The sequence below is a fragment of the Bhargavaea ullalensis genome (assembly GCF_042432615.1).
GTDB lineage: Bacteria > Bacillota > Bacilli > Bacillales_A > Planococcaceae > Bhargavaea > Bhargavaea ullalensis.
In genome coordinates this window covers 52,417-73,136 of the sequence record NZ_JBHLWY010000006.1, presented here as the reverse complement: position 1 = coordinate 73,136, position 20,720 = coordinate 52,417, and the positions used below count along the sequence as shown (strand labels likewise).

20 protein-coding genes are annotated in these 20,720 nt (G+C 59.3%); 18 read left to right on the top strand and 2 right to left on the bottom strand.

Annotated elements, in window-relative coordinates; all coding sequences use genetic code 11:
- Positions 1–45: 45 nt before the first annotated feature.
- Positions 46–1,740: an Rqc2 family fibronectin-binding protein gene (locus ACFFIY_RS01780; protein ID WP_354196209.1), complete on the bottom strand. Its 1,695-nt coding sequence runs from the start codon at positions 1,738–1,740 to the stop codon at positions 46–48.
- Between the two features lie 156 nt (positions 1,741–1,896).
- On the opposite strand from ACFFIY_RS01780, the gene gmk reads away from it, so the two are divergent.
- From gmk to ACFFIY_RS01715, 13 genes are all read left to right on the top strand, one after another.
- On the top strand, positions 1,897–2,514 hold the full coding sequence (gmk, locus tag ACFFIY_RS01775) for a guanylate kinase (RefSeq protein ID WP_354196211.1): 618 nt from the start codon (positions 1,897–1,899) through the stop codon (positions 2,512–2,514).
- Between the two features lie 10 nt (positions 2,515–2,524).
- Positions 2,525–2,749, top strand: coding sequence for a DNA-directed RNA polymerase subunit omega (rpoZ, locus tag ACFFIY_RS01770; protein WP_354196341.1), 225 nt, complete (start codon positions 2,525–2,527; stop codon positions 2,747–2,749).
- 72 nt (positions 2,750–2,821) lie between these two features.
- Positions 2,822–4,042 carry a bifunctional phosphopantothenoylcysteine decarboxylase/phosphopantothenate--cysteine ligase CoaBC gene (gene coaBC, locus ACFFIY_RS01765; RefSeq protein WP_354196213.1) on the top strand — a complete coding sequence of 407 codons (1,221 nt, stop codon included), beginning with the start codon at positions 2,822–2,824 and terminating at the stop codon, positions 4,040–4,042.
- The gene (priA, locus tag ACFFIY_RS01760; RefSeq protein WP_354196215.1) at positions 4,032–6,440 is read left to right on the top strand and encodes a primosomal protein N'; all 2,409 of its coding nucleotides are present in this window, start codon (positions 4,032–4,034) and stop codon (positions 6,438–6,440) included. Before coaBC ends, priA begins: the two co-directional genes overlap by 11 nt.
- Positions 6,441–6,470: 30 nt before the next feature.
- Positions 6,471–6,971, top strand: a complete 501-nt coding sequence (gene def / locus ACFFIY_RS01755; protein WP_354196217.1) for a peptide deformylase — start codon at positions 6,471–6,473, stop codon at positions 6,969–6,971.
- Positions 6,968–7,909, top strand: a complete 942-nt coding sequence (gene fmt, locus ACFFIY_RS01750; protein ID WP_354196219.1) for a methionyl-tRNA formyltransferase — start codon at positions 6,968–6,970, stop codon at positions 7,907–7,909. The genes def and fmt overlap by 4 nt, the downstream gene beginning before the upstream one ends.
- On the top strand, positions 7,906–9,258 hold the full coding sequence (rsmB, locus tag ACFFIY_RS01745) for a 16S rRNA (cytosine(967)-C(5))-methyltransferase RsmB (protein WP_354196221.1): 1,353 nt from the start codon (positions 7,906–7,908) through the stop codon (positions 9,256–9,258). The genes fmt and rsmB overlap by 4 nt, the downstream gene beginning before the upstream one ends.
- A 47-nt stretch (positions 9,259–9,305) precedes the next feature.
- Positions 9,306–10,055 (top strand): Stp1/IreP family PP2C-type Ser/Thr phosphatase, encoded by a 750-nt coding sequence (locus ACFFIY_RS01740; protein WP_354196223.1) that lies wholly within the window; start codon positions 9,306–9,308, stop codon positions 10,053–10,055.
- Positions 10,052–11,998 (top strand): Stk1 family PASTA domain-containing Ser/Thr kinase, encoded by a 1,947-nt coding sequence (gene pknB, locus ACFFIY_RS01735; RefSeq protein ID WP_354196225.1) that lies wholly within the window; start codon positions 10,052–10,054, stop codon positions 11,996–11,998. Before ACFFIY_RS01740 ends, pknB begins: the two co-directional genes overlap by 4 nt.
- Before the next feature lie 29 nt (positions 11,999–12,027).
- Positions 12,028–12,915 carry a ribosome small subunit-dependent GTPase A gene (rsgA, locus tag ACFFIY_RS01730; protein WP_354196227.1) on the top strand — a complete coding sequence of 296 codons (888 nt, stop codon included), beginning with the start codon at positions 12,028–12,030 and terminating at the stop codon, positions 12,913–12,915.
- Complete coding sequence (gene rpe, locus ACFFIY_RS01725; RefSeq protein ID WP_354196229.1) at positions 12,912–13,577, top strand: ribulose-phosphate 3-epimerase; 666 nt, start codon at positions 12,912–12,914, stop codon at positions 13,575–13,577. The genes rsgA and rpe overlap by 4 nt, the downstream gene beginning before the upstream one ends.
- A 17-nt stretch (positions 13,578–13,594) precedes the next feature.
- Positions 13,595–14,230 carry a thiamine diphosphokinase gene (locus ACFFIY_RS01720; protein WP_354196231.1) on the top strand — a complete coding sequence of 212 codons (636 nt, stop codon included), beginning with the start codon at positions 13,595–13,597 and terminating at the stop codon, positions 14,228–14,230.
- Positions 14,231–14,244: 14 nt separating this feature from the next.
- Complete coding sequence (locus tag ACFFIY_RS01715; protein WP_354196233.1) at positions 14,245–14,385, top strand: stage V sporulation protein SpoVM; 141 nt, start codon at positions 14,245–14,247, stop codon at positions 14,383–14,385.
- Between the two features lie 40 nt (positions 14,386–14,425).
- On the opposite strand, the gene rpmB is transcribed toward ACFFIY_RS01715, so the two are convergent.
- Positions 14,426–14,614 (bottom strand): 50S ribosomal protein L28, encoded by a 189-nt coding sequence (rpmB, locus tag ACFFIY_RS01710; protein WP_354196235.1) that lies wholly within the window; start codon positions 14,612–14,614, stop codon positions 14,426–14,428.
- 224 nt (positions 14,615–14,838) lie between these two features.
- Between rpmB and ACFFIY_RS01705 the strand changes: the two genes are divergently transcribed.
- The 5 genes from ACFFIY_RS01705 to recG all read left to right on the top strand — a co-directional run bounded on the left by ACFFIY_RS01705 (position 14,839) and on the right by recG (position 20,633).
- The gene (locus ACFFIY_RS01705; RefSeq protein ID WP_354196237.1) at positions 14,839–15,201 is read left to right on the top strand and encodes an Asp23/Gls24 family envelope stress response protein; all 363 of its coding nucleotides are present in this window, start codon (positions 14,839–14,841) and stop codon (positions 15,199–15,201) included.
- Positions 15,202–15,220: 19 nt separating this feature from the next.
- On the top strand, positions 15,221–16,885 hold the full coding sequence (locus tag ACFFIY_RS01700) for a fatty acid kinase ATP-binding subunit FakA (protein WP_354196239.1): 1,665 nt from the start codon (positions 15,221–15,223) through the stop codon (positions 16,883–16,885).
- Positions 16,886–17,022: 137 nt separating this feature from the next.
- A complete protein-coding gene (gene sdaAB, locus ACFFIY_RS01695) occupies positions 17,023–17,685 on the top strand; it encodes an L-serine ammonia-lyase, iron-sulfur-dependent subunit beta (RefSeq protein WP_354196241.1) in 663 nt (220 codons plus the stop codon).
- Between the two features lie 16 nt (positions 17,686–17,701).
- Positions 17,702–18,604: an L-serine ammonia-lyase, iron-sulfur-dependent, subunit alpha gene (sdaAA, locus tag ACFFIY_RS01690; RefSeq protein WP_354196243.1), complete on the top strand. Its 903-nt coding sequence runs from the start codon at positions 17,702–17,704 to the stop codon at positions 18,602–18,604.
- Positions 18,591–20,633, top strand: coding sequence for an ATP-dependent DNA helicase RecG (gene recG, locus ACFFIY_RS01685; protein ID WP_354196245.1), 2,043 nt, complete (start codon positions 18,591–18,593; stop codon positions 20,631–20,633). Before sdaAA ends, recG begins: the two co-directional genes overlap by 14 nt.
- Positions 20,634–20,720 lie beyond the last annotated feature (87 nt).

The following is a 20,720-nucleotide window of genomic DNA, read 5'->3' as shown; positions in this document are numbered from 1 at the left end:
GTTCCGCACCACCGGTTTCAGCTGGCGGACGGAACGTCTTTTAGGTTACTTTCTTAACTTTTTCACGAGGTCCTCGTCCGGATCGGCGAAGATCGTCTTCTGTTCAAAGTAAATGACGAATCCGGGTTTGGCTCCGTTCGGCTTTTTCACATGACGGATTTCCGTGTAGTCGACCGGCACCGAGGAAGATTCCCGTGCTTTGCTGAACCAGGCGGCAAGCGATGCGGCCTCCTGGATCGTTTGCTCGTCCGGATCCTTGGAGTGGATGACGACGTGGGAGCCCGGGATGTCTTTCGTATGCAGCCACGTGTCACTGCGACCGGCAGTCTTGAACGTGAGGTGATCGTTCTGCTTGTTGTTTTTTCCGACGGAGATCGGAATGCCGCTTGAAGACACAAACGACTCGGGAGCGGGTTTCGCGTCCTTTTTCTTCTTTTTCGACTTGCGTGCCTTCATATAGCCGAGTTCGGCCAGCTCATCGCGGATTTCGTCGATGTCCGAGGCGGATGCCTGGATCACCTGCTGGAGCAACGATTCGAAATAGCCGATGTCTTCCCCGGCCTGCTCGAGCTGCTCTGCGATCTTGATGAGCGCATGCTTGGCCTTGTTGTATTTTGAGTAGTATTTCTGGGCATTCTCCGACGGAGTGAGACGGGGGTCAAGCGGAATTTCAACCGTCCCGCCTTCTTCGTCGTAGTAATTGACCGCGTCCAGCACCGCATCGCCTTTGTTGACGCGGTACAGGTTGGCGGTGATCAGCTCGCCGTACAGCTGATGGCGGTCCAGGCGTCCGGCCTGTTCCTGCTCGGCGCGGAGCTTGACCATTTTGTTTTTCAGCTTCGCAATTTCGTTCTGCAGCCAGCGCTCGAGGTCGCCCGCCTGCTGCTTGACCCGGTCCCGCTCCGACTTGGCGTGATACACCTTGTCAAGCAGCGCCGACAAGGAAGGGAACCTTCGCACTTCGCCGTCCAGGTGCAGCAGTTCGTTGGCCGAAAAGAACGTTTTTCCGCCGGACTCGCACAAATTCGGGCAGTCGCCGCCTTTTTGGAACTCGCCGATGTAGGCACGGTAGGCGGCCAGCTGCTCTTGCTGAGTCAGATTCCGAATCCGGTAAAGCAGCTCCCGGCCGTGCAGTGGGGAGAATCCGGCGATGCTGCGGACAATGTCACCGGGATTGCCGGCCCCGCCGAGGACGCCCAAGATCTCCCCGTCGTCCGCCCCGGCAGGATCCAGCTTGTCCTGGGGCGGTGCCGGCACGAACGGCTGGCCCGGCAGGACCGTCCGGTAGCTGTTCACGGACGGCGGGAGGTGCTTCATGCTGTCGAGGATCAGGTTGCGCGACGGATCGGTCAGGATCAGGTTGCTGTGCCGGCCCATCACTTCCACGTGGATCTCCCGCTCGGTGTCGTCACCGATCTCATCACGGCCCCGGACCGAGATCGTGACGATCCGGTCTGCGCCGGGCTGCCGGATCGACGTGATGACTGCGCCCTCCAGATGTTTTCGCAGGAACATGCAGAAAGTCGGGGGCTGTGCAGGATTGTCGACCGGCTCATCGGTCAGCTGGATCCTGGAATAGGAGGGGTGGATCGAGACGAGCAGCCGGTGGTTGGTCCGTGCCGCCCGGATTGTAAACAGGATTTCCTGCAGGTTCGGCTGCTGGATCTTGGAGATCCGCCCGCCGGTGAGCTGCTGGAGCTCCGCTGTCATTGCCATGGTGAATAAACCGTCAAATGCCATCTGTTTTGCCTCTTTCATTGCGTTTGTTCCCATTTTAGCATTCAGGGGGATGAATATGGTATAATTGCTTCTATCAACGACAACATTCCCGCAGCACAACCGGCAAGGTCCGGGCTGTGTGAGGCGGACAATGAATTGAAGAGGGATCAATCGTTTATGAAAAAAGGACGCGGCCTGCTCATCGTCCTGTCGGGGCCTTCCGGCGTCGGCAAGGGCACGGTGCGCAAAGAATTGTTTTCACAGCCGGACACCAACTACGAATACTCGATTTCGATGACAACCCGGAAGCCGAGGGAAGGAGAAGTGGACGGCAAGGACTACTTCTTCAAGGAACGGGAGGAGTTCGAGCGGCTCATCGGGCAGGGGAAGCTGCTGGAGTACGCTGAATATGTCGGCAACTATTACGGCACTCCGCTCGACTACGTCAATGAGACGCTCGAGGCGGGGCGCGACGTGTTCCTGGAGATCGAAGTCGTCGGCGCGGCGAAAGTGCGCGAGAAAATGCCCGACGGCGTCTTCATCTTCCTGGCTCCGCCGGATCTTTCCGAACTCGAGCAGCGGCTCATCGGGCGCGGGACCGAGACCGACGAGGTCATCCGATCCCGCGTGGAAAAAGCGAGGGAAGAACTCGACATGATGCATCTGTATGATTATGTCGTGGAAAATGACGAAGTGGGCCGGGCCTGCGACCGCGTCAACGCGATCATCACGGCCGAGCACTGCCGCCGGTCCCGTGTGGAACAACGCTATAAACTCATGTTGGAGGGAGAATGATCCGATGACCATGCTTTATCCGTCAATCGATTCGCTGAAACGCCAGATCGACTCAAAATATACCCTGGTGAGCATCGCATCCAAGAGGGCGCGGGAGCTGCAGGAAAAAAACAATCCCCTGCTCGGCGACTACGAAGCCGAAAAGTTCGTCGGCATGGCACTTGAGGAAGTGGCGGAAGGGGTCCTGACAAAGGAAGCCGCAGACGCCAACGTCCAGTACGAAGACGAGATGTAAACATAGCGACAATGAAAACTCCCCGAGAATCTTCGTTCTTTGGGAGTTTTCATTCTGAAAGGAAGTTGCGGAATGCTGAAAAACAAAAAGATCCTCGTTTGTGTGACGGGCGGCATCGCCGTATACAAAGCCGTGGCACTCACAAGCAAGCTGGCGCAGGCGGGGGCGGATGTGAAAGTGATCATGAGCGAATCCGCGACCCGGTTCGTCAATCCGCTCAGCTTTCAGGTCATGTCGAGAAATGATGTGTATCTGGATACGTTCGATGAAAAAGATCCGTCCGTCGTCGCCCATATCGACCTGGCGGATTGGGCCGACCTCGTCATCGTCGCCCCGGCAACCGCCAATGTCATCGGTAAGCTGGCAAACGGGATTGCGGACGACATGGTGACGACGACGCTGCTCGCAGCCACTTCGGAAGTGTGGATCGCCCCTGCGATGAATGTGCATATGTACGGACATCCGGCCGTCGGGCGCAACATCGGCCGGCTGCATGAAGACGGCTTCCGCTTCATCGAGCCGTCGGAGGGATTCCTCGCTTGCGGCTATGTCGGAAAAGGGCGCCTGGAAGAACCCGAACGCATCGTGGAGCTTGTGGAAGCCCGCTTCCGGGAAGAAGGCCAACAAGACCTTCCGCAGATTCTTGAAGGGAAGAAGGTCATCGTGACCGCCGGGCCGACGCGGGAGCGCATCGATCCGGTGCGCTATGTCTCGAATTTCTCAAGCGGCAAAATGGGCTATGCGATGGCGGAAGCCGCAGCGGCACTCGGCGCCGAAACGGTGCTCGTGACCGGTCCCGTCGAGCTGGAAGTCCCTGTGGGAGTCCGGGCGGTCCGGGTGGAAAGCGCACAGGACATGCTGGAGGCCGTCCTTGCGGAATTTGACTCGGCCGATGCAGTGATCAAGGCGGCGGCCGTCGCCGACTACCGGCCGAAGACCGTCCATGCCGGCAAGATGAAAAAGCAGGAAGGCGATTCTCTCATCGAGCTTGAACGGACGGCGGATATCCTGAAGACGCTCGGACGGCGGAAGAATCACCAGTGTCTCATCGGATTCGCGGCGGAAACGGACCGTGTCGAAGAATATGCGAGAGGCAAGCTGGAGCGCAAAAATCTGGATTACATCATCGCCAACGACGTGACGGACCCTGCCGGCGGCTTCGGCAGCGAAACGAATGTCGTCACACTGTTTGGCAGGGACGGCACGGCCGTTCCGTTCCCGGCCATGGACAAAAAAGCGCTTGCGATGAAATTGCTCGAACGGATTTTCGGGGGTGCCCGGGATGATCGCTGAAGTGATCACCGATGTATCGGCACACCCTGTCGACCGGCCGTTCGACTATATCGTCCCCGAACGGATGGAGGCGGTGATCGAACGCGGCGCACGCGTGAAGGTTCCGTTCGGCAACCGGAAAGTGCTCGGGTTCGTCACGGCATTCAAAGACACGAGCGATGTTCCGGTGAACAAGCTGCGGCCGGTCGACGAACTGCTCGACCTGGAGCCCGTCCTGTCGACGGAAATGCTGGAGCTTGCCGACTGGATGAGGGAGACGACACTCTGCTTTGAAATCGATGCCTTGCAGGTGATGCTTCCGTCCGCACTGCGGGCAAAATACGAAAAGGTCATCCACATAATCCGGGCGGAGCAACTGGGAGAAGAGGTCGCCCGGTTTGTCGGCAGCCGGAAAACAGTCGCCGTGAAGGAATTCCCCGAACCGATGCTGCCGGCACTGAAACGGCTGGCAAAAGAAGGGGCCGTCTCCATCGAAACGGCGATCCGTCAGCGGACAGCGGTCAAAAAGGAACGGGTTCTTGTAATTGCCGGGCCTGAACAACTGGATCATGTCCATGCGTTGGTGAAAAAAGGGGCCCGTCGCCAGGCGGAACTGCTGGAATGGCTGCAGTCGCATGCAGGTGAAACGATTCCTTCACGTGACGTCATGGAAATGACCGGCACGACGCGTGCGACCGTCAGGGCGCTCATCGAAAAAGGCGCGGCGGCCGAGGAGCAGGTGGAAGTGTACCGGAAGCCGGAAGTCGGCCTTCTGCCGGAGGCGGCCGGCGATCCGGTCGTCCTGACCGGTGAGCAGGCAGATGCGGTCGGCCGCATTTCCGCATCTGCCGACGAAGGCCGGGAAGAAACGTTCCTCCTCCACGGAATCACGGGAAGCGGCAAAACGGAAGTGTACATGCAGGTGATCCGACGTGTGCTCGAGCAGGGAAAGGAAGCGATCGTCCTCGTTCCGGAGATTTCGCTGACACCGCAGATCACTTCCCGTTTCAAAAAACGGTTCGGCCCGCTCGTGGCGGTCATGCACAGCGGGCTGTCCGCCGGAGAGAAATACGATGAATGGCGGAAAATCCAGCGCGGTGAAGTCAAGGTCGTCGTCGGCGCGAGATCCGCGGTGTTCGCGCCCTTCAGGAATATAGGGGTCATCATCCTCGATGAAGAGCACGAATCGAGCTACAAGCAGGAAGACAGCCCCCGCTATCATGCGCGGGATGTGGCGATCCGGCGTGCAAAAATGCACGGCTGCCCGGTCATCCTCGGGAGCGCCACCCCGTCGCTTGAATCGTTCGCCCGGGCACACAAGGGCGTCTACACGCTTTTGAGCCTGACGGAGCGGGCAAAGCAGCAGCCGCTTCCGGAAGTCCGGATCGTCGATATGCGGGAGGAGCTGAAAAACGGCAACCGGTCGATGTTCTCCGTCGAGCTGGCGGAGGCGATCCGGGACCGGCTGGAAAAGGGTGAGCAGACCGTTCTGTTCCTGAACAGAAGAGGCTATTCGTCGTTTGTCCTCTGCCGGGACTGCGGAACCGCCGTCCAGTGCCCGAACTGCGACATTTCGCTGACGTACCACCGGGCGACCGAACGGCTGCAGTGCCATTACTGCGGACACGAAGAGCAAGTCCCGCTCACTTGTCCGGAATGCGGAAGCGAACACATCCGCTTTTTCGGCACCGGGACACAGAAAGTGCAGGAGGAGCTTCACCGACTCCTGCCCGAGGCGCGCGTGCTCCGGATGGATGTGGACACGACCCGGCAGAAAGGCTCCCACGAAAAGCTGCTCCGGCAGTTCGGCGAAGGGGAGGCCGACATTCTGCTCGGGACGCAGATGATTGCAAAAGGCCTGGACTTTCCGAACATCACCCTTGTCGGAGTGCTTTCGGCCGATACGATGCTGCGCCTGTCCGATTTCCGTGCCGCCGAAAAGACATTCCAGCTGCTCACCCAAGTGAGCGGCCGCGCCGGGCGGCATGAAAAAGAGGGCGAAGTGTACATCCAGACCTACGCGCCGGAGCATTATGCGGTGGAACTGGCCAAGGACCAGGCGTTCGAGCCGTTCTACGGCATCGAGATGGCCAACCGGAAACGATTCTCCTATCCGCCTTTCTACTATATAACGCTCATCCGCTTTTCCCATGAGGACCTGATGACTGTGTCGGACAGGGCTCAAAAAGCAGTCGCCTGGCTCACGGACAAGCTGGGACCGGACTCGCTCATCATCGGTCCGACCGCATCGGAAGTGGCCCGCGTGAACAATAGATATCGCTATCAATGTCTGATAAAATACAAAAAAGAACCGAAGCTGGCCGGCGTTCTGACGGATCTCGTGCAGATTTACCGGAACACCTGGATGAAGGAAGGGCTCCTCATGTCGATCGATATGAACCCTTCTTCCATTTCATGAGCCGGCTAAGCGGAAAAGAGGAATGTTCAAATGGCAATCCGGAAAATAGTGGAACACCCGTCGCCGATCCTGAGCAAGCCGTGCAAACCGGTGACTGATTTCGGCGCGGAACTGCATGCGCTGCTCGATGACATGTATGAAACGATGATCGAGGCGGACGGCATCGGCATAGCGGCACCCCAGGTGGGGGAAGGGATCCGTGCGGCGATCGTCGACCTCGGAGAAGGCCAGGATCCGATCTGGCTGATCAACCCGGAAGTTGTGGCAACCGGGGGATCCGAGACGGACATCGAAGGGTGTCTCAGCTTTCCGGGACTGTACGGTGAAGTGGAGCGCCCGTTTCATGTGAAGGTCCATGCACAGGAGCGGGACGGCTCCTGGTACGAGCTGGAGGCGGAGGATTATGAGGCGAGGGCGATCCTGCATGAGATCGACCACCTCGACGGAGTTCTGTTTGACTCGAAAATCATCCGCATCGTGACCGAAGAGGAACTGGAAGAAATGGCGGCCGAAGAGGAGGGGAGCGAATGACCCGCATCATATTCATGGGCACGCCTGATTTTTCGGCGCCCGTTCTCCGCATGCTCATCGAAGAGGGCTATGAAGTGCCGGCGGTCGTCACGCAGCCGGACCGCCCCGTCGGGAGAAAGCGGATCCTGACGCCTCCTCCCGTGAAAGAAGAGGCGCTCCGCCTCGGTCTGCCCGTCCTCCAGCCGGAAAAACTGAGGGGTTCAACAGAATTGGACGAAATCATTGCACTCGCGCCTGATCTCGTCGTCACGGCGGCATATGGACAGATTCTGCCGAACGAGTTACTCGATGCCCCCCGGCTCGGCTGCCTCAACGTCCATGCCTCGCTCCTGCCGGAATACCGCGGCGGTGCACCGATCCACCAGGCGATCATCGACGGCTGCACGGAGACGGGCGTCACGATCATGTACATGGCGGAAAAACTGGACGCCGGCGACATCATCTCCCAGATCCGCGTGCCGATCGGTCCGGATGATGACACGGGAGAGTTGTTCCAACGTCTGTCCGAAGCCGGGACGCGGCTCCTGAAAGAAACGCTGCCATCCGTCGTGGCCGGCGAAAATGACCGGATCCCGCAAGATCATTCCAGGGCAACGTTCGCCGGCAACATCGGGCGGGAGCAGGAAAAGATCGACTGGTCGATGCCGGCCGCTTCCGTTCACAACCAGATCCGGGGACTGCGGCCGTGGCCGGGCGCCTTCACAGAGCATGAAGGAAAAACGATGAAGATCTGGCGCTCGGAGACCGTTCCGGGAAGGAAAGGGGCGGAACCGGGTGAAGTCATCTCCGTCAAAGGCGGGGCAATCACCGTCCAGGCCGGCGACGGACATGCCCTGCGCATCACGGAGCTTCAGCCGTCCGGCAAAAAACGGATGGACGCAGCCGGGTTCCTGAACGGTGCCGGCGCTTCGCTTGCCGAAGGAGTGCGGTTCGGATGAGCCGCAGGAGAGACGGCAAACGCCAAGGATCTGTCCGGGACGCGGCGCTGGATATCCTGATGGCGGTGAGCCGGGACCAGGCCTACAGCAACCTGCTCCTGCACCGGGCAATCGAAGATTACAAGCTGGATGCGAAGGACCGGGCGCTTCTGACCGAACTGACCTACGGCACGCTGCAGCACAGACTGACGCTGGATTATTACCTGGAACCGTTCATCCGGGGAAAAATTGAGGATTGGGTGCGCGAACTGCTGCGGCTGTCCGTCTACCAGCTCGTGTACCTTGAGCGCATTCCCGACCACGCAGTCGTCAACGAGTCGGTGGAAATCGCCAAGCGCCGCGGTCACAAAGGAATCGCTTCCATGGTGAACGGCGTCCTGCGTGCCGTGATCCGCAACGGCGTTCCCGGCACAGATGAAATCCGGGACTGGACGGAACGGGTCTCAATCGAATCGAGCCACCCGGAATGGCTCATCCGCAGATGGGCGGATCAGTACGGACGCGGGGAAACAGAGCGTATGGCGGCCGCGAACAACACGCCGCCCGTCCAGACGGTCCGGGTGAACCGGACGAAAGGGAGTGCGGAAGAAGCTCTTTCGTCGCTCCGCGAAGACGGCTTTGAGGCGCAGGCGAGCCCGGTCGTGCCCGGCGCCGTCCGGATCAGCGGCGGCAATGCGGCCAGAAGCCGGGCGTTCAGCGAAGGCCTCATCACGATCCAGGATGAAAGCTCGATGCTGCCGGCGATGGCGCTCGGCGCAGAGCCCGGTATGCGGGTGCTCGACATGTGCGCCGCACCGGGCGGGAAAACAACGCATATCGCGGAACTGATGGACGACCGGGGCGAAGTGTTCGCCTATGATCTCCATCCGCACAAAGTGAAGCTGATCGAGGAGAACGCGGAACGGCTCGGGCTCCGCAGCATCCGGACCGGCACTGCCGACAGCCGGAAACTGTCCGGAGAACTGGAACCGGGTTCATTTGACCGGATCCTGGTGGATGCCCCGTGCAGCGGCCTGGGAGTGATCCGGCGCAAGCCGGACATCAAATATGCAAAATCCGAACAGGACATCAGCGGCCTGCCGGACATCCAGCTGAGCCTGCTCGGCGAGGCCCAAAAGCTGCTGAGGCCGGGCGGGATCCTCGTCTACAGCACGTGCACGGTGGACCGGGAAGAAAACAGGGAAACGGCCGCAAGGTTCCTTAAAGCATTCCCGGACATGGAGAAGCTCGGACTGGGCAATGTCCTTCCGGATGGGCTTCGCCTTGAAGACGGGATGCTCCAGGTTTTGCCGCAGGATTTCGGCGGCGACGGGTTCTTCGTCGCCGCATTCAGGAAACGAACGGAATGAGCCGCCGGCACCTGCCGGGGAAGCGGGGGATTCATTTGGAATTTGCAGTGCGAACACATGTAGGAATGAAAAGGCGGATCAACGAGGACCATGCATCCGTTTTTACAAGAGAAAACGGCCGTATTCTTTTGGCGATCGTCGCCGACGGAATGGGCGGCCATAAAGGCGGAGACACGGCGAGCCGCATGGCGGTGGAGGGCATGAAGCGGAAGTTCGAGGAAGCCGACATCGTCACGCTCTCGACGCATGAAGGCCGGGCCGCCTGGCTGTCCGGCACGGCCGAGCTTCTCAACCGCGAACTGTACGAGCATTCGCTTGAACACGAAGAATGCCGGGGGATGGGCACGACGCTGGAGGCGGCGATCGTCTCGGGTGCCGAGGCGACAGTCTGCCATCTCGGGGACAGCCGGACCTATCTCATCCGCCGCGACGGTGCAGTGCAGCTGACGAAAGACCACTCCCTCGTGAATATGCTCGTGGAGAACGGGGAAATCACGGAAGAGGAAGCGGTGCTGCATCCGAAGCGCAATGTGATCATGAAAGCGCTCGGGACCGATGCGGAAGCGGAGCCGGACATCCTGCCTGCCGAGCTCGATCGCGGCACGGCGCTTCTTCTCTGTTCTGACGGACTGAGCAACAAGCTGACCGGAAACGAAATGGCGGATGCGGTCCTTTCGGGCGGCACGGCCGGTGAACGGGCGGATGCGCTCGTCGGCACCGCGAATGAACGGGGCGGGGAAGACAATATTTCCGTCGTCCTCGTGGACCGCGGTGTCCGGGAGGGGGATGTCCGATGATCGGAAAGCGGATCAGCGGGCGCTATGAAGTCCTCGGCCTGCTCGGCGGCGGCGGGATGTCCACGGTTTATCTTGCCAGGGATATGATCCTGGACCGCCCGGTCGCAATCAAAATCCTCCGATACGACCTGGCGGACGAAGAAGAATTGAGGAAGCGGTTCCACCGGGAAGCGCTGTCCGCCACGAGTCTCATCCACCCGAACATCGTCAACATTTACGATGTCGGGGAAGACGGAGACCTTCACTATCTGGTCATGGAGTATGTAGAGGGACAGACCCTCAAAGAATATATTCAGGAAAAAGCCCCTCTTCCCGCCGCCCGCGCAGTGGACATCATGATGCAGCTGTGCGAAGGGATTTCCGCAGCCCATCTTCACGGCATCATCCACCGCGACATCAAGCCGCAGAACATCTTGATGGACCTTGACGGGAACGTGAAGCTCACCGACTTCGGCATCGCGATGGCGCTTTCCGCCACGGCGCTCACCCGCACGAATTCCGTCATGGGGACCGTGCATTACCTCTCGCCGGAGCAGGCACGCGGCGGCATTGCGACAAAGCGGTCGGATTTGTATTCGCTCGGCATCGTCCTCTATGAAATGCTGACCGGAAAGCTCCCGTTTTCCGGGGAGTCGCCGGTGTCGATCGCCCTGAAACACCTCCAGGAAGAGACGCCGCCGGTCAGGGATGAGCGGCCGGATATTCCGCAGAGCCTGGAAAATGTCATTTTGAAGGCAACCGCAAAAGACGCGGCGCACCGGTATCCGTCCGCCGAGGCGATGCTGAAGGACCTCAGGACCGTGCTGTCGCCGGAGCGCAAGGACGAGGCAAAGTTCATCCCGCCTCCCCCTGATGACGATGCGACGAAGGCGATGCCGGCCATCCGGGATCTGCCGGGTGCGGATCCGGGGGACACCCGGGTGCCCGAACCCGCAGCACCGGCAACCGCCGTGCCGCCGGTGCCGAAAGAAGAGAAAAAAAGGAAAAAGAAAAAATGGCCCTGGCTCATCGGAGGCGTCGTCCTCCTCGCTGCGCTCGTGGCCATCCTGCTTTATTCGCTCGGTGTGTTTGCCCCGAAACAGGCGGATGTGCCCGATGTCGCCGGCAAGCCGCTCGAGGAAGCGGTGTCGCTCATACAGGATGCAGGATTTGAAATCGGCAAGCAGACCGAAGAAAATTCGCCCGACGTGGAAAAAGGCGCCGTGATCCGCACTTCACCGGCGGCAGGCAAGACGAGAGACCTTGGAACCGGGATCGACCTGGTCGTCAGCGCAGGGGAAAAGCCCGTCAAACTGACCGACTTCACCGGCCGCGACCTGGATTCCATTTCGGATATCCTGGATGAATTCGGCTTTAAAAACGTCCGGACCGAGAACGAGTTTTCCGATGAGCCGGAGGGGACCATCATCCGCCAGGATCCAAAAGCGGAAGAGGAGATCATCCCTTCCGAAACCGAGCTCGTCCTGACCTTGAGCAGCGGCATCGAGAAAATCAAGACGAAGGATTTGTCCGGATTCGATGAGGCCGAGCTGAATGAATACGCCCGGACTTCCGGCTTCAACATCCGGATCACGGCGGAACGTCCATCCGATTCGGTCGAGGCGGGGAAGGTCATTTCCCAGGAGCCGGCAGCCGGAACGGAACTGGAGCGCGGAGAGACGATCCAGGTGGTGCTTTCCAAAGGTCCTGAGTCCAATCCGGTCAAGACGTTCATCCAGGGCGTCACAATCCCGTATGAGCCGGCGGAAGAAGGCGCCGAGCAAACCGTGACCATCTATATCAGTGACCTGTCGCACAAAATCGAGGAACCTGCCGAAGAGTTCAAGATCACGGAAGACACGACAAAGCGGATCCGCATGGAGATCAAGGAAGGCGGAAGCGCCTCGTACCGGATCGAACGGGACGGCCAGGTCATTGCCGAGGAGACGATCCCGTATGAATGACGGCGGACAAGGAAAGGGAAGGTGAAAGTTTGGAGAACGGACAGATCCGAAAAGCGCTGAGCGGATTTTACTACGTGTACGACAACGGCCGGGTCATCCGAAGCCGGGGAAGGGGCGTGTTCCGCAACCGGGGGGTGACCCCGCTCGTCGGCGACTTCGTGGACTATGAGGCGGACGGGGACAATGACGCCGTGATCACGCACGTCCACGAGCGGAAAAACGAACTTGTCCGGCCCCCGATCGCCAACGTCGATCAGGCGCTGCTCGTTTTTTCAATGAAAGAACCCGACTTTGCACCGAGGCTGCTGGACCGCTTCCTGACGGTCATCGAATCGTACGGAGTGGAGCCGATCATCTGCCTGACCAAAGGGGACCTGCTCGGCGAAGAAGATTCCAGGAAGCTCCGGCCGTATGTTGATTACTACAGTGGAATCGGCTATCCGGTCATTGAAACCCGGATCGGGGACGACGGGCTCGCAGCAACAATCCGGCCGTTCCTGGAGGGGAAGACGACCGTCCTCACCGGTCAGTCCGGGGTCGGGAAGTCAACGCTTTTGAACTCGCTCATGCCGGAGCTGGAACTGAAGACGGACGAGATTTCGGATGCGCTCGGCCGCGGGCGCCATACGACCCGCCATGTGGAGCTCATCGAATACGGCGGCGGCCTCGTGGCGGACACGCCCGGATTCAGCTCTCTTGATTTTGAACATATGGAAAAAGAAGACCTGTCGGATTGTTTCATCGAGTTTGCCGAGCTGTCCGAACAGTGCAAGTTCAGGGGCTGCCTGCACCTGAAAGAACCGAAATGCGCAGTGAAGGCCGCAGTCGAAGCCGGGGATGCCGCCCGGTTCCGCTACGACGACTATGTGCTGTTCCTGCAGGAAATCATTGACCGAAAGCCGAGGTATCCTTCATGATCAAAATCGCACCCTCCATCTTGTCCGCAGACTTCGCAAAACTGGCAGAAGAAGTGAAAGAAGTCGAACGTGCGGGCGCAGACTATATCCATATCGATGTCATGGACGGCCATTTCGTTCCGAACATCACATTTGGCCCGCTGGCCGTCCGGGCGCTCCGTCCCGTGACGGAGCTGCCGCTTGACGTTCACCTCATGATCGAGAATCCGGACCGCTATATCCCGGAATTTGCTGAAGCGGGGGCGGACATCATCACCGTGCATGCAGAAGCATGCCCGCATCTGCACAGAACCGTCCAGCTCATCCGCTCGCACGGCGTGAAGGCGGGGGTCGTGCTGAACCCGCACACACCGCCGGATGTGCTGGATTATGTGATCGGCGAGCTGGACATGGTCCTGATCATGACGGTGAACCCCGGTTTCGGCGGACAGTCGTTCATCCGGGAAGTCGTGCCGAAGATCGAGCGCACTGCGGCCATGATCAAAGAACGCGGCCTGGACACCGAAATTGAAGTGGACGGCGGCGTCACCGAAGACACCGTCGCCGAATGTGCGCGTGCCGGCGCCACGGTATTCGTCGCCGGTTCCGCCATCTTCGGGAAGGAAGACCGGCCGGCCGCCCTTCAGGGAATCCGGAACGCGGCTGCAGCTGCCCTGCAATGACGGCGGAAGCGGTGATCGTGGCGGGGGGCCCAAAGAGCGGCATCCCGCCGCTTGAAAACCTCTCCCGGCCGGATGCCGTGTTTTACGGAGCCGACCGGGGAGCGCTGCGTCTTGTGAGGAGCGGGATCCGACCGGTCGTTTCCGTCGGTGATTTTGACTCTGTTTCGGAGCTGGAGCTCGAGGAGATCCGTTCGGGGAGCGGCCGTCTTCTCCGGATGCCGGCGGAAAAAGACGAAACCGACACCGAGCTGGCGCTGCTTGAGGCGGTGGCTGCGGGGCCGGATCGGATCACGCTGACCGGTGTGACGGGCGGCCGGCTTGACCACGCCCAGTCCGCCCTGCACGCGGTATGCCGGTTGCAGGCCGCCCATCCGGAGATCCGCTTCAGGATCCTCGACCGGTTCAATGAGCTGACTTTTCTGCTCCCCGGGGAGAACAGGATCAGAAAGCGGGCGGAATTTCCTTATGTCTCTTTCTTTTCTTTCGGGGAACGGGTGGAGGGGATGACCCTTCGCGGGTTCCGCTATGAAGCGGACGGCGGCCTTCTCTTGCCGGGCACGACCCTATATACGAGCAATGAGCTGCTTTCGGAGGTCTGTACTATCTCATTCCAGACAGGCATATGTTTGATGATAAGAAGCACCGATGCCTGAAAGGAGCGGAAAAAATGAGAGTGTACACGTTCCGGCTGCCCAAAATGGTGAGCAGCGTTGCTAGAAGATGCATGCAGCTGTTCTTCAAGGAGGAAAGCAGCAGCAGTGCCCCGACCGTCCAAAAGAAGAAGCGCAAACGCAAAATGCCGGGCTGACATTATGTCAGCCCGGCATTTTCACTTGCTTTATCAAAGGTCACACACGCTCGACTTTGCCGGATTTCAGCGCACGGGCGGATACCCATACACGCTTCGGCTTGCCATCGACCATGATGCGCACTTTCTGGAGGTTGGCACCCCAAGTGCGGCGGTTGGCGTTCATAGCGTGGGAGCGCTTGTTGCCTGCAACGGCTTTGCGTCCGGTCACTACACATTGCTTGGACATATGATTTCCCTCCTCTTCGGTGAAGATGAAGACGGTTCTTCCTTGCGTCATCTCACATACTAAAATAATTTATCACAAAGAGGGAGCCGTTGCAACACGAAACAGGGAGTTCATCAAGAAAAAAACCTTTACACTGCGAAAGACCCCGTCGGGATGCGCCTTTTCTAATAGTGGACGGTATAGTACAATGACGATAGTCAAATTGGACTTTAGGAGGCGTTACCATGTCGATCGGACTGGAAAATGAATTCGGCAAAATTGAAATTTCGAATGATGTGATCGCCCAGGCGGCCGGCGGCGCAGCCGTTGAATGCTATGGAATCGTCGGAATGGCATCGAGGCATCAGATCCGCGATGGCCTGACTGATATTCTCCGGAAAGAGAACTTCACCAAAGGCGTCATCGTGCGAAATGTCGGCGATGACCTCCATATCGACATGTATGTGATCGTCGGGTACGGAACGAAAATTACCGAAGTCGCTTACCAGGTCCAGTCAAAAGTGAAATATACGCTGAGCAGGCTGCTCGGAATGGCGGTAGGCTCCGTCAACATTTTTGTCCAGGGAGTCCGTGTGACGAACCTGTAAAAGGAGGAAGCGAACGGTTATGAAACATTTAAACGGGCATCGATTTGCGGAGATGGTGAAGATGGGCTCCCATCACCTGTCCGATAACGCAGATTACGTTGATTCGCTCAACGTGTTCCCGGTCCCGGACGGCGACACGGGAACGAATATGAACTTGTCCATGACTTCCGGCGCAAAAGAAACGGAACGCGTCGCAGAAGATCATATCGGCAAAACCGCGCAGGCTTTGGCGAAGGGTCTCCTGATGGGCGCCCGCGGAAACTCGGGCGTCATCCTGTCCCAGCTTTTCCGTGGCTTCAGCAAGGAGATCGAGCAGGAGGAAGAGCTGACCGCCAAAACATTCGCAGGCGCTTTCCAGGCAGGCGTGGACACGGCCTATAAGGCGGTCATGAAGCCGGTGGAAGGGACCATCCTGACAGTCGCGAAAGACGCGGCAAGAAAAGCGGTCGAAACGGCCGAGGCAGATGAAGACCTCATTCGTGTCATGGAAGCGCTCACCGACGAAGCCAGGGCATCCCTCAAGCGCACGCCGGACCTGCTGCCCGTATTGAAGGAAGTCGGCGTTGTCGACAGCGGCGGACAGGGACTCGTGTTCGTCTATGAAGGATTCCTCGCGGCGATGAAGGGCGAAAAGCTTCCCGAGCGCAGCGCAGAAGTTTCGATGGACGACCTCATCAGCGCCGAGCACCACAAAAGTGTGCAGGCCTTCATGGATACATCCGACATCGAATTCGGCTACTGCACGGAGTTCATGGTGCGCTTTGAAAAGGACAAGACGGAGAACCATCCGTTCGATGAACAGAAATTCCGCGAAGACCTGAGCGGATATGGAGATTCGCTGCTCGTCATCTCGGATGACGAACTCGCAAAAGTACATATCCACTCCGAAGAGCCGGGCGACGTGCTCACCTACGGCCAACGGTACGGCAGTCTCATCAACATCAAAATCGAGAACATGCGCCAGCAGCACACCGCAATCGTCGGGGAAGGCCACCGGGCAGAACGGCCGGCAAAGACTGGCGAGACCCATCCGTATGCCGTCATCACGGTGTCGATGGGACCGGGGATCGCAGAACTCTTCAAGAGCATCGGTGCCTCCGCGGTGATCGAAGGCGGCCAGACGATGAATCCGTCGACAGAAGACATCGTTGAAGCGATCCGCCGGGTCGGCGCCGAACGGGCGCTTATCCTGCCGAACAACAAGAACATCATCATGGCTGCCGAACAGGCGGCGGAAATGGCCGGAATCGAAGCGGCCGTCGTGCCGACAAAGACGGTGCCGCAGGGCCTGGCGGCCATTCTTGCATTCAATCCGGAAGCCACTGTCGAGGAAAATGCCAATGCGATGACATCCGCTTTTTCCCATGTGCGGACAGGCCAGGTGACTACGGCGGTTCGCGACACCACAATCGACGGCGTCGCCATCCAAAAAGACGACTTCATGGCGATTGCGGAAGGGAAAATCGTCAAGTCCGGGGCTTCTCTCGACGAAGTGACCCGGTCCCTGCTCGACGGTCTGATCGACGGCGATTCGGAGATTGTGACCATCTTGTACGGCACCGGTGCGACCGCTGAAGAAGCAGAGCGGCTCGCTTCCCATATCGAAGCAAGCCACCCGGAAGTGGAAGTGGAAATCCACGACGGCAAACAGCCGCTTTACCCGTATATCCTCTCGGTGGAGTGAATGGACGGCGCACCGCATTCCGGTGTGCCGTTTCAACAAAGCGCCGGAAAGCGCTTTCAAGACGAACGTGTGTTTTGAGTCTGGTGCCGAAATCGTGTAAAATAAGAAAAGAGAGTCCTGAAGGAGGACAACCATCGATGAAATTCAGATCAGTGTTCGATATCATCGGCCCGGTCATGGTCGGGCCGTCTTCATCCCATACGGCGGGCGCCGCCCGGATCGGCCGCGTCGCCAGGACCCTGTTCGGCCGTCAGCCGGAATGGGCGGAAATCCGTTTGTACGGATCGTTTGCCGAGACATACAAAGGCCACGGAACCGATGTGGCGATTGTCGGCGGCCTGCTTGACTATGATACCGATGACGACCGGATCCGCACGGCCTTTGAAGATGCCGAACGGCTCGGAATGCGGTATGAATTCATAGCCGAGGAAGAGGAGCCGGAGCATCCGAACACGGCGAAGCTGCGGATCGGCGACAAAGACGGGGAAATGGAACTGACGGGCATCTCGATCGGCGGAGGCAAGATGGAAGTGACCGAGCTGAACGGCTTTCCACTCCGTTTGACCGGCCATTATCCGGCGCTTCTCATCGTGCACCATGACCGGCCCGGCGTGATTGCCGGCGTGAGCAACGCACTGGCCGCCGAGGGCATCAACATCGCCCATATGGAATGCGGCCGGAAAGAAAAAGGGGAGATGGCGCTCATGGTCATCGAGGTTGACCAGATCATCGACGAGGCCATGATCCGCCTGATCTCCGGACTGGACAATGTGACGCAAGTCTCGATTCTTGCAGACTAACAAAGGGGGAATCCCGTTGGATATTTTATTCTCATCGGTCAAAGAGCTGGTCGCGCTTGCGGAGGAATCCGGCAAGCCGATTTCGGAAATCATGATCGAGCAGGAGATGCAGATTACAAAGCGGACGAGAGAACAGGTCGTCTCGCAGATGGAACGCAACCTGGAAGTCATGGAGGAGGCGGTTGAGAAGGGGCTGAAGGGCGTCCACTCGACTTCCGGACTGACCGGCGGAGATGCGGTGCTGCTCCAGACGTATATCAAGAGCGGCAATTCGCTGTCGGGCGATCTGCTGCTCGACGCGGTCAGCAAAGCCGTCGCGACCAATGAAGTGAACGCGGCGATGGGCATGATTTGCGCCACGCCGACCGCCGGGGCAGCAGGCATCGTGCCGGGGACGCTGTTCGCGGTGAAGGAAAAGCTGAATCCGACGCGGGAGCAGATGGTCAACTTCCTCTTCACGTCGGGCGCTTTCGGTTTCGTTGTCGCTAACAACGCGTCGATCTCGGGAGCGGCGGGCGGCTGCCAGGCGGAAACCGGCTCCGCCGCCTCGATGGCTGCGGCCGCCATCGTGGAGATGGCGGGCGGTACGCCCCAGCAGAGCGCGCATGCCTTCTCGATCGTCATGAAAAACATGCTCGGCCTCGTCTGTGACCCGGTTGCCGGCCTTGTCGAAGTGCCGTGCGTCAAGCGTAACGCAATGGGAGCCGCGAAGGCGCTCGTCGGTGCGGACATGGCGCTTGCGGGTATCGTCAGCGTGATCCCGACGGACGAAGTGATCGAGGCGATGCACCGGATCGGCCGTTCGATGCCTTCCGCACTGCGTGAAACGGCCAAGGGCGGCCTTGCGGCGACGCCGACCGGCAAGCGGCTCGAATCGGAAATCTTCGGAAAGAAGGCAGCCGAAAGTGGCGTTGAGTGACCCTGTCGATACCCTGAAGGGAATCGGAAGGGAAGCGGCGAAGAATCTGGGGGAACTCGGAATCGAAACAGTCGGTGACCTGGTCATGCACTTTCCGTACCGGCACGATGACAACCGTTTGAAAGACCTGGCGGAAACGCCGCATGAAGAACGCGTCACCATTGAAGGAAGGGTCGAAAGCGAACCTTCCGTTTTCTTTTCCGGGCGCAATAAATCCCGCCTGCAGATCCGGATGCTGGCCGGACGCCATCTCGTCAAGGCCGTGTTTTTCAACCAGCATTATCTGAAAGACCGGCTCGCCCCGGGCATGACGATCACCGTAACCGGAAAATGGGACCGCGGCCGGCAAATCATCAACGTCAGCTCGTTCAAGGACGGCCCGAAGCGGGAAGGCGAGGATTTCGAGCCGGTGTACAGCCTGAAAGGCGGCATGCACCAGAAGACTTTCAGGAGATACATGAGGGCCGCATTGGATGCGGTCGCCGGAGAGATTGAAGACTGCCTGCCCGCTGAAATCCGGGACGGCTACCGGCTGCCCGGCATGGAAGAAGCCATCGAAGGCATGCACTTCCCGAAGAGCGCCGAACACGTGAAGCACGCCCGCCGCCGGTTTGTCTATGAGGAATTCCTCGGCTATCAGCTCAAGATGCAGGCGATGAAAAAAGTGAGGAAGGAAGCGGGGCAGGGGGCGGTGCTGCATTATGACATCGACAGGCTCCGACGGTTCATCGACTCGCTGCCGTTTGAATTGACGGGCGCGCAGAAACGCGTCGTCAACGAATTGTGCGCGGAACTGAAGGAACCCGTGCGCATGAACCGGCTTCTCCAGGGTGATGTCGGTTCCGGCAAAACGGCGGTGGCGGCGATTGCGCTCTATGCCGCCATCACTGCCGGCGCTCAGGGGGCGCTCATGGCCCCGACCGAAATTTTGGCTGAACAGCATGCCCAGACACTGGCAGACTGGCTGGAGCCGCACGGAGTCCGGATTGCCCTGTTGTCGGGCTCCACGAAGGCGAAGGCCCGTCGCATCATCCTTGAACAGCTGGCGTCCGGGGAACTGGATCTCGTGATCGGCACGCATGCCCTCATCCAGCCTGATGTTTCATTCAAGCGGCTCGGCCTCGTCATCACCGACGAGCAGCACCGTTTCGGGGTGGCCCAGCGCCGCGTCCTGAAGGAAAAGGGCGAGGATCCGGACGTCCTGTTCATGACCGCGACCCCGATCCCGCGCACGCTTGCCATCACCGCATTCGGAGAAATGGATGTCTCGGTGCTGGACGAGATGCCGGCGGGCCGCCAGCCGATCGAAACGTACTGGACAAAGCGCGACTCGCTCACCGCCGTGCTCCGCAGAATGGGGGACGAACTCGGCGCAGGCAGGCAGGCGTATGTCATCTGTCCGCTCATCGAGGAGTCCGACAAACTGGATGTCCAGAACGCTGTTGATATGTACGACCAGATCCGACAATACTTTGGCGGCCGTTTCCGGGTCGGACTCATGCACGGACGGCTGCATCCCGATGAAAAAGAACAGGTGATGCGTGAATTTGCAGAGGGCCGGCTGAATGTGCTCGTCTCGACGACCGTCGTCGAAGTCGGCGTCAACGTGCCGAATGCCACATTCATGGTCATTTCAGACGCCGAGCGTTTCGGGCTTGCCCAGCTGCACCAGCTGCGGGGCAGGGTCGGCCGCGGGACGCAACAGTCCTATTGTGTGCTTCTGGCCGACCCGAAAACCGAAGTCGGCAAGGAGCGGATGCAGTCGATGACGGAGACGAACGACGGCTTCCGCCTTGCCGAAAAAGACCTGGAGCTCCGGGGGCCTGGTGACTTTTTCGGCAAGCGGCAAAGCGGCATGCCCGACTTCAAGGTTGCCGATCCCGTCCATGATTACCGGGCGCTCAACACGGCCCGGCTGGATGCGGAACGGCTCATCGCAAGCGATGAGTTCTGGAATGAAACCGAATATGCCTGCCTGCGGAAGATGGTCGAAGATTCCGGGGCGATGTCCGATGAACGGATCGATTGAATCTCTCTGTTCATCGGATATTTTTTGTCCCGGATGACAAAGAACAAGAAGAAACCGGACCCCTATCTGGGGGAACGGCAGCCGCCG

Excerpts from the sequence above, each read along its gene's own strand:
- ACFFIY_RS01780 (WP_354196209.1), bottom strand. The coding sequence starts at position 1,740 with ATGGCATTTGACGGTTTATTCACCATGGCAATGACAGCGGAGCTCCAG.
- gmk (WP_354196211.1), top strand. The coding sequence starts at position 1,897 with ATGAAAAAAGGACGCGGCCTGCTCATCGTCCTGTCGGGGCCTTCCGGC.
- rpoZ (WP_354196341.1), top strand. The coding sequence starts at position 2,525 with ATGCTTTATCCGTCAATCGATTCGCTGAAACGCCAGATCGACTCAAAA.
- coaBC (WP_354196213.1), top strand. The coding sequence starts at position 2,822 with ATGCTGAAAAACAAAAAGATCCTCGTTTGTGTGACGGGCGGCATCGCC.
- priA (WP_354196215.1), top strand. The coding sequence starts at position 4,032 with ATGATCGCTGAAGTGATCACCGATGTATCGGCACACCCTGTCGACCGG.
- def (WP_354196217.1), top strand. The coding sequence starts at position 6,471 with ATGGCAATCCGGAAAATAGTGGAACACCCGTCGCCGATCCTGAGCAAG.
- fmt (WP_354196219.1), top strand. The coding sequence starts at position 6,968 with ATGACCCGCATCATATTCATGGGCACGCCTGATTTTTCGGCGCCCGTT.
- rsmB (WP_354196221.1), top strand. The coding sequence starts at position 7,906 with ATGAGCCGCAGGAGAGACGGCAAACGCCAAGGATCTGTCCGGGACGCG.
- pknB (WP_354196225.1), top strand. The coding sequence starts at position 10,052 with ATGATCGGAAAGCGGATCAGCGGGCGCTATGAAGTCCTCGGCCTGCTC.
- rpe (WP_354196229.1), top strand. The coding sequence starts at position 12,912 with ATGATCAAAATCGCACCCTCCATCTTGTCCGCAGACTTCGCAAAACTG.
- ACFFIY_RS01715 (WP_354196233.1), top strand. The coding sequence starts at position 14,245 with ATGAGAGTGTACACGTTCCGGCTGCCCAAAATGGTGAGCAGCGTTGCT.
- rpmB (WP_354196235.1), bottom strand. The coding sequence starts at position 14,614 with ATGTCCAAGCAATGTGTAGTGACCGGACGCAAAGCCGTTGCAGGCAAC.
- ACFFIY_RS01705 (WP_354196237.1), top strand. The coding sequence starts at position 14,839 with ATGTCGATCGGACTGGAAAATGAATTCGGCAAAATTGAAATTTCGAAT.
- ACFFIY_RS01700 (WP_354196239.1), top strand. The coding sequence starts at position 15,221 with ATGAAACATTTAAACGGGCATCGATTTGCGGAGATGGTGAAGATGGGC.
- sdaAB (WP_354196241.1), top strand. The coding sequence starts at position 17,023 with ATGAAATTCAGATCAGTGTTCGATATCATCGGCCCGGTCATGGTCGGG.